The sequence below is a fragment of the Leucobacter shiyiweii genome, from assembly GCF_052446065.1.
Taxonomy (GTDB): domain Bacteria; phylum Actinomycetota; class Actinomycetes; order Actinomycetales; family Microbacteriaceae; genus Leucobacter.
Genome location: NZ_CM127080.1, coordinates 883,356 through 896,301, shown reverse-complemented (window position 1 = coordinate 896,301; position 12,946 = coordinate 883,356). Strand labels below are relative to the sequence as shown.

Sequence of the window (12,946 nt, the reverse complement as noted above, 5' to 3'; positions counted from 1 at the left end):
GGCCATGGGCATGCTCAACCACCATTTCGCAGCAGCCGCCTGATCGGCGCAGAGCGACAGCCTACCTCTGACTGCCGCCAATCTTTGCAACAGAGCCCGCCTGATTTACGTGCGCGAACACGTCGGCGGCCGCCATCGCGAACTGCTGCCGATCCATCCCGGCCCACTCCGCACCGCGCACGAGGCGCGAGGCATCGGCCAGGTAACGCCCGATGTCCTCGGGCTGGGCGAACTCAAGCGGCGGCTTGAACATGCCGACGCTGCGGTACTCTCCCGCCCACTCGTAGACGTTCTTGAACAGCTCGCGGTGGATCGTGCGCAGGTGCTCGGCGTCATAGGTGCGTGGGATCGAGATAGCGCCGCGCTCGATGTCGAACTGCTGCGCGTTCGTCTCGGCGTACTCACGCCGGGACAGGTCGGCCCCGTCGCGCAGACCGTAGAGGTTGCGCAGGACGGGGCCGCCAGGCTCCCAGAAGTACGAATCCCAGGAGTTGAAGCGTGTGGCCATCAGCCAGCGACAGCGAGGGCGTGAGCGCGCTCGACGGCACCCGCTGCGCGGCGGTCGTACTCGGCCTTGTCGATGACGCCGCGGGCGTAGTCGGTCAGGTTCTCGACATCCTCGCGGTTCGGCACCCAACCCTCGTGCCAGCTCGACGCGAGGGCGTTCACGACGGCCTCGCGGTCGGCTGCGCCGAGCTGCGCGAACAGCTCGGGCCAGCGCGCCTCGATGTTGAACTCGGCAGCCATGATGTGCCCCTTTCGTGAGGTGGCTCCAGTCTACCAGAGAGCCACCGAAAACGATAGGTCTTAGGTTTCGGTTGGCTCGGGTTTCGGTGGTGGGTTTCGGTGCGCTCCACCTCGGCGTGTCGGAGCTGTGCCGACCTCTCGGCCGAGGGCACCGGAAACGATCGTTATCGGCCTTTAAGACACCCGATGACTGCACCCTGGCACCGCCCGTCACTCTTGCTCGAGTAGTGCCCCGTAGAGTGGTGTAACGATCCCGGCCAGCAAACGTAAGCGTGGCCACCGGGATCTTCCTTCGAGGAAACTCTCACATCCCACTCGAAAGGTGTCACACCGATGACCACTCCCTCTATTGTCGACCCTGTCACTGTCCTCGCCAACGCTCTGGGCGACGCGTCTCCTGACCTGATGCGTACTCTGCTCCAAACCATGATCAACACGCTCCTCTCTGCAGAGGCCGACGCGGTCTGCGGTGCCGAGTACGGCAAACCCTCTCCCGAGCGCCTCAACTCTCGCAACGGATACCGCACCCGCGAGCTCGATACCCGTGTGGGAACCGTGGATGTCGCGATCCCGAAGCTCCGCTCCGGCACGTACTTCCCCGAGTGGCTCCTCGAGCGCCGCAAACGCTCAGAAGCAGCGATGATCACCGTCGTCGCTGACGCCTACCTCGCCGGCGTCTCGACGAGACGGATGGACAAGCTCGTGAAGACCCTCGGCATCCATTCCCTGTCGAAGTCGCAGGTTTCCCGGATGGCCGCCGATATGGACGAGCACGTGCGCGAGTTCCGCACGAGACCCCTGGGCGACTCAGGGCCCTTCACGTTCGTCGCGTGTGACGCGCTCACGATGAAAGTTCGTGAGGGCGGGCGCGTGATCAACACTGTTGTGCTCGTCGCGACCGGGGTGAACGCTGACGGGCACCGGGAAGTCCTGGGCATGCAAGTGGCGACCGCAGAGACCACGATGGCATGGAACACGTTCTTCGCAGACCTCGTCGCTCGCGGCCTCACCGGGGTGAAACTCATCACCTCTGACGCGCACGCAGGCCTCGTGGAAGCGATGCGGGCGAACTTCCCCGGGACGTCGTGGCAGAGGTGCCGCACACACTACGCCGCGAACCTGATGGCAGTGACCCCCAAGAGCATGTGGCCAGCGGTCAAAGCGATGCTGCATTCCGTGTACGACCAGCCTGATGGGACAAGTGTTGAGGCGCAGTTCGATCGGCTCCTGGACTACGTCGAGGGCAAGCTCCCTGAGGTGTTCGACCACCTCGATGCTGCCCGGGCTGACATCCTCGCGTTCACCACGTTCCCGAAAGATGTGTGGCAGCAGATCTGGTCGAATAACCCAAACGAGCGCCTGAACCGCGAGATTCGCCGTCGCACTGATGTCGTTGGGATCTTCCCAAACCGCGACGCGATCATCAGGCTCGTCGGGGCGGTCCTTGCAGAACAGTCCGACGAATGGGCTGAGGGACGCCGTTACCTCGGTCTTGACGTCCTCGCGAGGTGCCGCCTCACGCTCGTAGACACCGAAACGATCGAGCACCATGCTCTTCCCGAGCTCGAGGCCGCAGCATGAGCACCGATGCCCGAACTACTGGGCGGCACTACGTCGCCGCGAACGATCTCCCCGCCAGCATCTGCGACCACAACGAAAACTAGCCCCACAACCTTGAAGGATCACGAAACGGTTACACCACTCCACGGGACTTGACCCGCCAAGGCCGACATCGTGAGGGTGTTGCTCCCCGCAGCGGAGCAAGCGGGGCTTGGTGAGCGGGAGATTCTGCGAACGATCGACTCCGCGTGGGAACGAGCACACCCGACCACCGGGCAGCAACAGTCGCCGCAGTCGGCCCGCTCAGCGATGCCGGGATCTCCTCGCGCGGGCCATTCGTATGGCGATGCCGGGTGGGTACGCTCATGAATACCGCGCGTATCTCGTTCCGGGTGCTGCGGGTCGCGGTTTTCGCTGCTGAAGCGGGCACGATTCTCCTTGCTGCCACCGCGTTCATCCTCAGTTTCACCGCGCTGCATGGCCTCGCCGCGCGCAGCGGCATCGACCCTGATCTGGCGTGGCTGTGGCCGTTGATCGTAGACGGCATCATCGTCGTGGCGACGCTCGCAGTGTTCGCGCTGGCTGGTACACGGGTGGTCTGGTATCCGTGGCTGCTGCTCGTTCTCGGCGCGGGTGTCTCGGTCGCTGCGAACGCAGTACACGCGCTCGTTGCAGCAGACCCCGACGTGCCCGACTTGATCGCTGCTTTGGTTGCTTCCGTACCTCCAGTCGTGCTCGTCGCGTCAACGCATCTCACGGCGATCTTGATTCGTCAATCACGCACCGTGCTCCAGGCCGCCGCCCATCATGAATCTGTCGATGCTGAAGCCGCGCAGGCAGCCGCACAACTACGGGCGGCAGAGGCTCACGAGCCAGCGCCCGACCCCGAGGTTGACGGTGAGGCTCCACTTGCCGAGGTCAATGCCGAAGAGCGGCGCACCGTGGCGTCAACGCTGCGTGGCCTCGGCCTCAACAACTCCCAGATTGCCCGGTTGTTCGGTGTTGATCGCAGCACCGTCGGCCGCTGGCTTCTCAAACCCGTCGAAGAACAGGAGACCCCATCATGACCACCCCACCGCCCGGCGCGATGTCGCCGTATCGTTTCCCACCCCATCTCGACCTCTACACCAAGGAAGAGATCATCGAGGCCGAGCTGATCGAAGACGCTGAACTCACCCGGCACACACCTTCCCCTGAACTCATTTACGACGCCGAAGTGGTCGAGGATGCGCTCGAGTTGGATGGCGGCTTCGATCCTCGCGCAACGGATGATCCTGCCGATATTGTCGGCCCGGAACCGGAGAAACCTGCCGGGGTGCGGGTGGCGTGGAAACGTCCGACCGACCTTTTCGCGGAGGCCGGGGCGAGGGTGACCGCTCGCGGCATGGATCTCACTGCCGCGTTCTCGGAGCGTGCCCGAGGCAAGGTCGGAGACTTCCATCGGGAGATGCGTGAGGGCACCTGGCATCTCGCTCCGATGAACCCGTTTGGTCAGGATGCACCGCACCGCTCGATGCCCGAACCCGAAACGATCTCTCGGGGCTGATGGTGACGGTGATGGATCATGCACGGTATCGCTCTCAGACTGGTTCTGCTCGTTCGGGATGAGGATCGCACGTCTCTTGCAGGAGGTGCGCCATCATGACCAGATCACTTATCGCCGCTGCTTCGCCCGAGGATCACGAGTTCGAGACCCCGGAGGGGCTGCGGGCGTTGCTTATTCGTTTGCAGGAGGCCGGCCCCGGCGCGTGGCGTTATGACACCGAGGCGCATGAGCTCGCGAAGTTCACCGCAGGCAAGTATGCGCGTCTTGCCCGCAAGTACGGCCTCGACCGTTGGGAGGCGGTGACCGCCGCGTTCGAGGCGATGCGGAAACCTGGCACCGCCCGCGCCGACAACCCCTGGGCCGTGGTGACCGAGGCGGTGCGGCTGACGTGCATTTATGAGCAGCGCGGGCAGGGGCTGCTCTGCTCGGTCGATAAGGCTCGAAAGTCTGAGGTCTCCGCGAATCATGATGCGGAACGGTTCGCAGACCGCGACCAGGCGCTGCTCGAATGGAACCCAGCGTTCCAAGTCGGTGAGCCCCGCATTGAGGATGCAGGCGAAGAAGAACCTTCTCCCGAGGTGACCATGATCGAGCAGGCAGTGTTCCTGTTCTCGCGGCTCTGTTGGCCTGAATCAACGGCCCGGAATGTGATCTGGTACATCTACGAAGGCCTTGAAAGGCTCGGGAGCCGCACGAGCGCGTTCGACGTGCTGCGCCGAGACCGTCTCGCCCTCGCGCTCCTGGACGTAACGAAAGATGCCTGGAACACCGTCGTCGCGGTGCTGCTGGGCACTCAGAACCCTGCTTACGCGGCAACGAACGCGGGCCGTGGCCTGTTCATGCGAATCGTGATCGGTGAGAGCTTTCCCGAACTGCTGAGTGACGAGCACCTGGTGCGGCAGATCGTGGAGTCTGCCCCGAAACCTGGCGGTGCGTGATGAGCGGTCAGTATGGGATTCAGTTGGATCGGGCGCTCGACTCGCTCCTGGTTGGCACCCGGCATCGCAGCGACCTCGGAGATCTCGACCTGCTGGCGAAGTCGCTTTCTGAACACGGGCTGCTGCAACCGCCGACGATTACCCCGGAAGGGTTCGTGCTGATCGGGGTGCGCCGGGTCGCTGCCGCACGGAAACTCGGTTGGCGCACGATCAACGTGTGGGTGCGATCAGGCCTCTCCGACCGGCTCGGGCAACTGCTCAGCGAGCACGCCGATCATGCCCTACACAAGCCCCTCACCACCCTGGAAGCTGCGGCGCTCTACCGCGAGCTGAAAGCCGTGCTCGAGGAAGAAGCCGCGCTGCGGCAGGCCGCTACTCGCTTCGGAGCGCAGCCTGGACTCGCCAGAATCTCCGGTGGTGGTGATTCACCACCACCGTCAGAGGCGCGCGAATACGGGAAAGCACGCGAACAGGCAGCCCGCATGGTGACCGGGCGTGACTCCCATCAGATGCTCGAACGTGTGAACCGCATCGAAGACCTCGCCGCTGACGGCACCGTCTCGGCGGCGGTTCGCGGGCAGGCCGAGGCCGAGCTCGTCCGGATTCGGTATGGTGCCGGGGTACTGGCCTCGCATCAGCGCATGAACGCCGCCCTATCGCTTGACGAACTCGACCGCATCGCGGCAGATCCCACCCAGCCTGAGAGCGTGCGCGAAAGCGCAGGCCGTGAGGCGGCTCGCGCCCGCCAGGCCGATCTGAAAGCCGCTGAGATGGAACGCCTCGCCCAGGCCGCCCTCGAACGAGTGAAAGGAAGCAGCGGGTCGAAGCGCCGCCCCACCCCTCGCACTGCGCTCACAGCCGATGATGAGATGCCGAAGCTGCGCAGTTCCCGCGCGTTCTGGGCAACCTGGAGCGAACTCGACGGCTGGTGGCGACACTACGGCGTCGAGCAGATGGTGCGAGAGCTCTCCGGCGAGCAGCTCGATCTGTTCGTCTCTATCGCTGAGGGCACCATGCGCTTCGCCACCGAACTCCAAGAAGCACGCGCAGCCGCCTGACCCAAGCCGGTGTTCGGGGTGCGGTCTCGCACCTGTGCGGTATGAAACGTCGTACTCCCTCACCGCAGCAACCGGCCGCTGATCCTGAGCGGGCGCGCCGGTTACGCATGATCGTCGCCACGGTGCTCGGCACCGGGCTCCTGTTCATCCTCATCATCGCCACGATCGGGCTGCTGCTCGGCCCACCCGATGACGAGCCGACCCCGATGGTCGGCTCGACCGTCGCCCCCGACCCAGGCGACACCGCTGAGCGCCCCACGAGTCGGTCTGCGCCTTTCGGCACGGTCGCACAGACCGGAGATGCTGATCGCTTCGCGGAGTCTGCGGCGCTCGCCCTGTTCGCGTGGGATACCCGAGACGGGTATCAGCCGACCGACTATGTGCAGGCGATGCTCGATCAAGCCTCCGACCCTGCAAACGAAGAAACAGACGGCCTCGCCACCGACCTCGCCGCCTATGTACCGAACCGGGCGGCGTGGATCGAGTTGCAACGGTACGAGACGCGGGAGCATCTCGTGATCGACCAGATCGGTGTGCCCGACACCTGGGCCGAGGTGGAGCGGCAGGCACGCGAGGGCACGCTGCTACCGGGCACCATCGCCTACACCGTCGACGGCACCAGGCACCGCACCGGGGTATGGGAGGGCAAAGAGGTCGCGACTGAGCATCCAGTCGCGTTCACCATGTTCATCGCCTGCGAGCCGACGTACGAACAGTGCCGTCTGCTGCGCTTGACCGTGCTCGACAAACCACTGCGATGAGCGGGATCGCATTGTGAAGATTCTCGCGTTCCTCGCCGCCCTCGCGCTGCTCCCCGGCCTCGGCCTCATCGCTCTTGTGCTGGTTGCGGTTCCCGGCGGCGAGGCCTGTCTCACCCGCACCGACACCACTTCTGGGGGCGGTGAGGCATTGGCACCCGAGAGGCCGGCCGAGACGAAGAGCATCGTGTTTCCGCTGGCGAGAGGCGTTTGGGTTCGCACGAGCCAGTTTGGGCCGAGGATCGACCCGATCTCTGGTGAGGCGCGCACGCACACCGGCCTCGACCTTGCCGCCGCAGACGGCACCCCGATCATGGCGGTCGCTGACGGGTATGTGACGTTCGCCGGGATGGATGGCGGCTGGGGTGGCCTCATCACGATTGAGCACACCATTGACGGGCAGACCGTCGCGACCGCCTATGTGCATATGTGGGCGCACGGCATCCACGTCAACGCCGGGGATACCGTCGTCGCTGGCCAGCACATCGCCGATGTCGGATCGAGCGGCTGGTCAACCGGCCCGCACCTGCACCTCGAAGTGCGACCCGGCGGGTCTCGCGCCGCAGCGATTGATCCTGAGCCGTGGCTCGCCGCCCACGGGGCTATCGACCTTTCCGGCATCGGCACCGATGCTCCCGCGCTCGCCGGATGCGACCTCAATGCCGAAGCCGCAGCAAAGGGGTAAGGCCGGATGAATGTGTTTCCTGACTTCGGCTCGCTCGACCTCGGCTCTCTCGAGGACGCCATAGGGGCTGCACTGATGATCGTGCTCGTGGTGAGCGTGCTCATGTTCATCGTCTCCGCTGTCGCCTGGGCGGCAGGTACCTGGGGCGGCAACCCGCAGACCGCGATGCGCGGCAGGGTCGGCGTGTTCGTTTCGCTCGGCGGCGCGGTGATGGCGGGAGCCGCTGTCGCGATCACCAATATGTTCCTCACCTACGGCCCCACTCTGTAACCACCCGATTCGGGATCTGCCCGGCAGTCGGCGCGTCTTCGCGTCTGCTGCCGGGCTTCGCTCGTTCTCGGGGCATGGCCTGCACCTGACGGGTACGCACTTCCCGCGCCCTGACCCGTTAAGGAGCTTCCCCATGATCGACATCGACCCCAACAGTTCCGGGCTTCCCGGCATCGACGCGCTCCGGCTCATCGTCGGCGCGGTGATGACGTTCGGTTTGATCCTTTCCGCGCTCGGCCTCATCATCAGCGCGGTGGTCTGGGCGTTCGGGGCGAACTCGTCGAACCCGCATCTGGCCGGGCGCGGGAAAACTGGCGTGTTGATCTGCTGCGGGGCCGCGATCTTGTGTGGGGCCGCCGTCACATTGATCAATTTCTTCTGGGATGTGGGCCAGTCCGTCTGACCCTCGCGTTCGACGGTTCAAAAGGAGTTCCCGATGAGTCTGTGTGAGCAGCCGATCCTGTCGATGCTGTGCGAGGTGCGAGACGAAGCCACCGCGATGGTCGCCACCGCTCCGATCCAGTGGATCGCCGATGGTGTCGGCCAGACTGCGGCCTGGTTCATCCAGGGCCTCTGGATCGTATTCGACTCGACCACGCTGGTCGACGTTACTGGTGCCGAGTTTGTCGGCGTCTACAATCTCATCTTCGGCATCGGCGTCATGATCGCTCTGCTGCTGGCTTGCTTCCAACTCATCACCGCCGTGGTGAAACGCGAACCCGGTGGTCTCGCCCGTGCTGGGATCGGTCTCGGGAAGAGCATCCTCGGTTCGTTCGTCGCGGTCTCGCTCGTCGCGCTGGGATTAGAGATCGTGGATCAGCTGTGCCTCGGCGTCGTGCAAGCGACCGGGAACTCGATGCAGTCAATGGGCGACAAGATCACGATGCTCATCACCGCACTGACTACGTTGAACCTCGGTTCCCCAGGTATCGGAGCGATCGTCACGCTGTTCCTCGGCGGCCTGTCAATCGCGGCGACAGCGATCGTGTGGTTCTCGTTGCTCGTGAGAAAGAGCCTGCTCCTGCTGACGGTCGCGCTCGCGCCGCTCGCACTGGCGGGATTCTCCTGGGATACCACGCGCGGGTGGGCGGGGAAATGGCTGATGTTCGTGGTCGCGCTCATCGTCTCGAAACTCGTGTTGACCGTGATCCTGTTGGTCGCGATCGCGCAGATTTCGGTGCCTATCGCCCTCGATATCCAGGCGCTCACTGACCCGCTAGCGGGGATTGTGCTTCTCGCGGTTGCCGCGTTCGCCCCGTACATCACCTATAAGGCGATCTCGTGGCTCGGTACCGACTACTACCACGCCATGTCCACCGAGTCCGAAGCGAAGCAGGCGCTCAACCGGCCGGTGCCGGTGCCGAATCGGATGCCTGGGAACCCGTCTCGCGTTCTCGGCGATTCGGGCGGCGAGGGCGGTTCAGGTGGCTCCGGCGGTAAAGGCAAGCCTCCCGCGCCGACGCCTACCGGCGGGAGCGGGAGTGGTGCTGGTGCTGCGGGTGCAGGTGGTGGCACCGGAGCGAGCGCGGGTGTCGGTGGCGGCACTGGAGCGGGCGTTGGCGCGGGTGCTGCGGGTGGGCCGATCGGTGTTGGGATCGCGCTCGGTGCGGCAGCGGCGAAGAAGGCTGCAACCCTCGGCCCGGAGCTTGGCAGTCAGGTCGCGCAGCAGGCTGACAGTCAGATGGAGGGGGCGAGCACGCCGGGGCAGAGTTCGGATCCGCCTCCGGCACGCCACGGGCAGGTACCGCCGCCTCGCGCGCTGCCGCCTGGCCCGAGTGCGAACTCTGGCGATAGTTCGACCCCGAAAGCGTAGGGAGCTGTCATGTCTGAGTTCGAGTTGTCGACCGTGCAGTTCTCGCGCCTCACCAAGCGGGGCGTGATGCTCGGTCTCTCGCTGCCCCAGCTGGTCACGCTAGGGATCGGTCTCGTCACTGCCGTTGGCGGCCTCTACGTCACGGGTGGTGCGGGGCTTGTCTGGACGGCCCCGGTCTGGGGGTTTGCCGCTGTCACCGCGACCGTGCCGGTTGGCGGGCGGAAGATCGTCGAGTGGGCACCCATCGTGTTGCGGTGGTGGCAGAAGCAAGCGAGTGGGCAGGCCGAGTACCGACGCGCGCTTATGCGGCTTCGACCCGAGGGCACCCTTGCGCTCCCTGGCGATGCTGCCGCGTTGCGGGAGTGGGTGGACGATGAGACCGGGGCGGCGATGATCCATGACCCGCACCAGCACCTCTTGACCGCGATCCTCGGGGTCTCTCATCCTGCGTTCGTGCTGCTCGATCCGGGCGACCAGCAGCGCCGCGTCGACGGTTGGGGCAGAGTGCTCGCCTCCGCGTGCAGGTCGGGGAGGATCGCCCGCATCCAGGTGTCTGAGCGCACCCTGCCCGACTCCGGCACCGGGCTGGCGCAATGGTGGCAGGAGCACGGCAACGCTGACGGGTCGTGGGCGGCGACCGTCTATGGCGAACTCATCGACCGGGCGGGTCCCACCGGGGAACGGCACGCCACTACCGTCTCACTCTCGCTCGATATGCGCCTCGCGGCACGCGCGATTCGCACCGCTGGCGGCGGTGTGCGCGGGGCTGCGCAGGTGCTGCGGCAGGAGATGCATACCCTGGTCGCTGCGGTTCGTGCCGCAGATCTGCAGGTCGACGGGTGGCTTACCCCAGGCGATGTGGCAATGGTGCTGCGCGCTGCCTACGATCCAGCGACCGCTGCCGCGCTCGAACGTCACGGCGAACTTGGGCGCGATCTCGCAACTGCTGGCCCGGTCGCTGTCACTGAACGGTGGGAGTCGATCAGGTCTGACAGTGCGCATCATGCGGTGTTGTGGGTCAGCGAATGGCCGCGCAGCCAGGTCTACCCAGGGTTCCTCTCGCCCCTTGTGCTCTCGTCGGGGATCCTGCGCACTCTCTCGTTGCACTACCTGCCGGTGCGCGCCGATCAAGCGGCGCGTGATCTGCGGCGCAAACGCACCGAACTGATTTCGGACAAGACGCAGCGGCAGAAGATCGGGCAGATCGAAGACGCCGCGACCGCTGCCGAGTACGTCGACGTAATGCAGCAAGAGGCCGACCTCTCTGCCGGGCACGGCCTCGCCCGCGTCACCGGCCTCATCTCGGTCACCGCCTCAACCAGCGAGGAACTCGAGGCAGCGGTCGCGGCGGTCGAACAGGCCGCGATCCAAGCCTCATGTGAATGCCGTCGCTTGGTCGGGCAGCAGGCCCGCGCGTTCGCCGCCGCAGCCCTCCCGCTCGCCCGCCCCATCTGAACCCGCCCTGACTGACTGGACACCACTGATGCCTGAGTATGAGACCCCGCGCGAAGCGGCGACTGCCGCCTACGACGCACTCCGTTACCTCGCCCACACCGTTCGTGAGACCCCGCCCCGTGAACTCTACGATCTGAACCGTGAACTGCTCGGCATCTCTCGGCTGCTGCCCGACGTGTTCAGGAGGTTCGCGTCGCGTGCGATCGCCCGCAACGATGAGGCGATTATCCGAACCGGCGGCACCATCGTCTCTGGTGTCGCGGTGATCGAAGAAGCAGCCCGTGACCTTCTCCAAGCCGCAGAGTTTGTCGACCGTGCCGAGACGCGCCTGGGTCGCACCTCCGAACACCTCTCGCTCCTCGAATGGCCGACCCCACATCGCCCCGATGCTCCGCCCGCTGCGAGCGTCACCACCTACCTCAGGCCGGAGGCGCTCGATTCGGGCACCCTTGCGCCCAAGACCGCGCACGGCCCCGGCCGCACGGCCGCACCCCAGAGACTCGATGCGGGGTTATCGCGGTGAGTGACGAAGAGCGTCTGCACGCAAGCGTGCTCGTCGCCCCGACCGCCGAGCGCCGCCGCTTGAAGAAAGCAAGACGCCGAGCGGCTGCGCAGCTGCGCCTGGAGGCGCGCGCCCGCGAAGATGCCGAACAGCGAGCCAGGCGCGAGGCCGAACGGGAGGAACGCCGCAACACCGTCTATCTCCCCGCAGCGGGCGAGCCGTACCCTGAGTCGCTGCGCACCCCTGGCCGATTTCGGCTACCGAAGCATCAAGACACAACGGCAACGCTGGGTGCGCAATACCCGTTCCTCGCCGAGGCCGGCCTCGGCTCAGACGGTGCGTTCATCGGGCAGGATCTCTACTCCGGGGCCTCGTTCGTGTACGACCCGTGGACGCTCTACCAGCGCGGCCTCATCACCGCCCCGAACATCGTGATCGCCGGAATCGTGGGCAGCGGCAAGTCGGCGCTCGTGAAATCGCTCTACACGAGAGCGCTGCCGTTCGGGCGCAGAGTCTATGTGCCCGGCGATCCGAAAGGCGAGCACTCTCCCGTCGCTGAGCTGGTCGGCGGGCGCGCGATCATTCTTGGACGTGGCTTGCCACACCGCCTCAACCCTCTCGATGAGGGTTATCGTGCGGCAGGGATCAGCGATCAAGACTGGGCGGCTCAGGTCACCGCGCGTCGCCGCGAGCTCGTCGGCGCACTCGCAGAAACCATGCTCGCACGACCCCTCACCCCTCTGGAGCACACCAGCATTGACCACGCGCTTGGCGCGGTGATGCGAGAGCACGGCACCCCGATCCTGCCGCAAGTGGTCGACCGTATCCTCGAGCCTGGCAGCGATGCTGACGGCAGGCTCAAAGAAGACGGTCGCCAACTTGGACACGCGCTCAGGCGACTCGTTGCGGGCGACTTGCAGGGCATCTTCGACGGGCCATCGACCGTTCGCTTCGATCCGTCGCTGCCGATGGTGAGCCTCGACCTGTCGCGCATGGTCGAGAACTCCGCACTGACCTCGGTGCTGATGACCTGCTCATCGGCGTGGATGGAGGGTGCGCTGCTCGATCCAGCGGGCGGGCAGCGGTATGTGATCTACGACGAAGCCTGGCGGCTCATGGCCTACCCCTCGCTGCTTCGACGTATGGACAGCCAGTGGAGGTTGGCGAGGCACTACGGGATCGCGAACGTCTTGGTCTTTCACAAGCTCTCAGACCTCGACAACGTAGGCGATAGTGGCTCCGCCATGCGCGCGCTCGCCTCGTCGCTGCTCGCAAACGCCGAGACGCGGGTGATCTACCGGCAGGAACCCGACCAGCTGGGCGCGACCGCGCAGGCGCTCGGCCTGACCCGAACCGAACAGTCGCTGCTGCCCGGTCTCGGCGTCGGACAAGGCTTGTGGAAGATCAAAGGCAGGAGCTTCGTTTCGCAGCACCAACTGCATCCTGCTGAACTCGAAGCGTTCGACACCACCACCCGCATGGGCTGAATTCATCTCCGCAAACGGTCTGAGAAGTGCTGCGCTTCTCAGACCGTTTCTTCGTGCTCGGGGTTCCTGTCTTACCTCGCTGTCGGGTCACCGCCCTATTGCGGGGCCTGTCAACACAGGAGTCAGG

Annotated in this window: 15 protein-coding genes; 13 read left to right on the top strand and 2 right to left on the bottom strand. The window is 65.4% G+C overall.

The window, feature by feature from the left end; all coding sequences use genetic code 11:
* Positions 1–61: 61 nt before the first annotated feature.
* Both ACTNFJ_RS04245 and ACTNFJ_RS04240 read right to left on the bottom strand, forming a co-directional pair.
* Complete coding sequence (locus ACTNFJ_RS04245; protein WP_435907735.1) at positions 62–508, bottom strand: Fic family protein; 447 nt, start codon at positions 506–508, stop codon at positions 62–64.
* Positions 508–747, bottom strand: coding sequence for an antitoxin VbhA family protein (locus tag ACTNFJ_RS04240; protein ID WP_285465419.1), 240 nt, complete (start codon positions 745–747; stop codon positions 508–510). The genes ACTNFJ_RS04245 and ACTNFJ_RS04240 overlap by 1 nt, the downstream gene beginning before the upstream one ends.
* A gap of 333 nt (positions 748–1,080) precedes the next feature.
* Here ACTNFJ_RS04240 and ACTNFJ_RS04235 point away from each other — a divergent pair, with 333 nt between their 5' ends.
* The 13 genes from ACTNFJ_RS04235 (at position 1,081) to ACTNFJ_RS04175 (ending at position 12,819) form a co-directional block, all read left to right on the top strand.
* Positions 1,081–2,328, top strand: coding sequence for an IS256 family transposase (locus ACTNFJ_RS04235; RefSeq protein ID WP_444711774.1), 1,248 nt, complete (start codon positions 1,081–1,083; stop codon positions 2,326–2,328).
* Between the two features lie 227 nt (positions 2,329–2,555).
* Positions 2,556–3,374, top strand: a complete 819-nt coding sequence (locus tag ACTNFJ_RS04230) for a DUF2637 domain-containing protein (protein ID WP_435906901.1) — start codon at positions 2,556–2,558, stop codon at positions 3,372–3,374.
* Complete coding sequence (locus ACTNFJ_RS04225) at positions 3,371–3,853, top strand: hypothetical protein (RefSeq protein WP_139770610.1); 483 nt, start codon at positions 3,371–3,373, stop codon at positions 3,851–3,853. The genes ACTNFJ_RS04230 and ACTNFJ_RS04225 overlap by 4 nt, the downstream gene beginning before the upstream one ends.
* Before the next feature lie 95 nt (positions 3,854–3,948).
* Positions 3,949–4,791 carry a hypothetical protein gene (locus tag ACTNFJ_RS04220; protein WP_079941052.1) on the top strand — a complete coding sequence of 281 codons (843 nt, stop codon included), beginning with the start codon at positions 3,949–3,951 and terminating at the stop codon, positions 4,789–4,791.
* Positions 4,791–5,849 carry a ParB/RepB/Spo0J family partition protein gene (locus tag ACTNFJ_RS04215; RefSeq protein WP_079941054.1) on the top strand — a complete coding sequence of 353 codons (1,059 nt, stop codon included), beginning with the start codon at positions 4,791–4,793 and terminating at the stop codon, positions 5,847–5,849. Before ACTNFJ_RS04220 ends, ACTNFJ_RS04215 begins: the two co-directional genes overlap by 1 nt.
* A gap of 41 nt (positions 5,850–5,890) precedes the next feature.
* A complete protein-coding gene (locus tag ACTNFJ_RS04210) occupies positions 5,891–6,610 on the top strand; it encodes a hypothetical protein (RefSeq protein WP_079941055.1) in 720 nt (239 codons plus the stop codon).
* A 13-nt stretch (positions 6,611–6,623) separates the two neighbouring features.
* Positions 6,624–7,292, top strand: a complete 669-nt coding sequence (locus tag ACTNFJ_RS04205; RefSeq protein ID WP_348528108.1) for a M23 family metallopeptidase — start codon at positions 6,624–6,626, stop codon at positions 7,290–7,292.
* 6 nt (positions 7,293–7,298) lie between these two features.
* A complete protein-coding gene (locus tag ACTNFJ_RS04200; protein WP_079941058.1) occupies positions 7,299–7,562 on the top strand; it encodes a DUF6112 family protein in 264 nt (87 codons plus the stop codon).
* Between the two features lie 133 nt (positions 7,563–7,695).
* Complete coding sequence (locus ACTNFJ_RS04195; RefSeq protein WP_079941059.1) at positions 7,696–7,965, top strand: DUF6112 family protein; 270 nt, start codon at positions 7,696–7,698, stop codon at positions 7,963–7,965.
* A 33-nt stretch (positions 7,966–7,998) separates the two neighbouring features.
* Entirely contained in the window at positions 7,999–9,375 is a 1,377-nt protein-coding gene (locus tag ACTNFJ_RS04190) for a conjugal transfer protein TrbL (protein ID WP_079941060.1), read from the top strand.
* 9 nt (positions 9,376–9,384) lie between these two features.
* Entirely contained in the window at positions 9,385–10,830 is a 1,446-nt protein-coding gene (locus ACTNFJ_RS04185; protein WP_079941061.1) for an SCO6880 family protein, read from the top strand.
* 28 nt (positions 10,831–10,858) lie between these two features.
* Positions 10,859–11,353, top strand: coding sequence for a hypothetical protein (locus ACTNFJ_RS04180; protein WP_139770611.1), 495 nt, complete (start codon positions 10,859–10,861; stop codon positions 11,351–11,353).
* Complete coding sequence (locus ACTNFJ_RS04175; protein WP_432707308.1) at positions 11,350–12,819, top strand: putative type IV secretion/conjugal transfer ATPase; 1,470 nt, start codon at positions 11,350–11,352, stop codon at positions 12,817–12,819. Before ACTNFJ_RS04180 ends, ACTNFJ_RS04175 begins: the two co-directional genes overlap by 4 nt.
* Positions 12,820–12,946 lie beyond the last annotated feature (127 nt).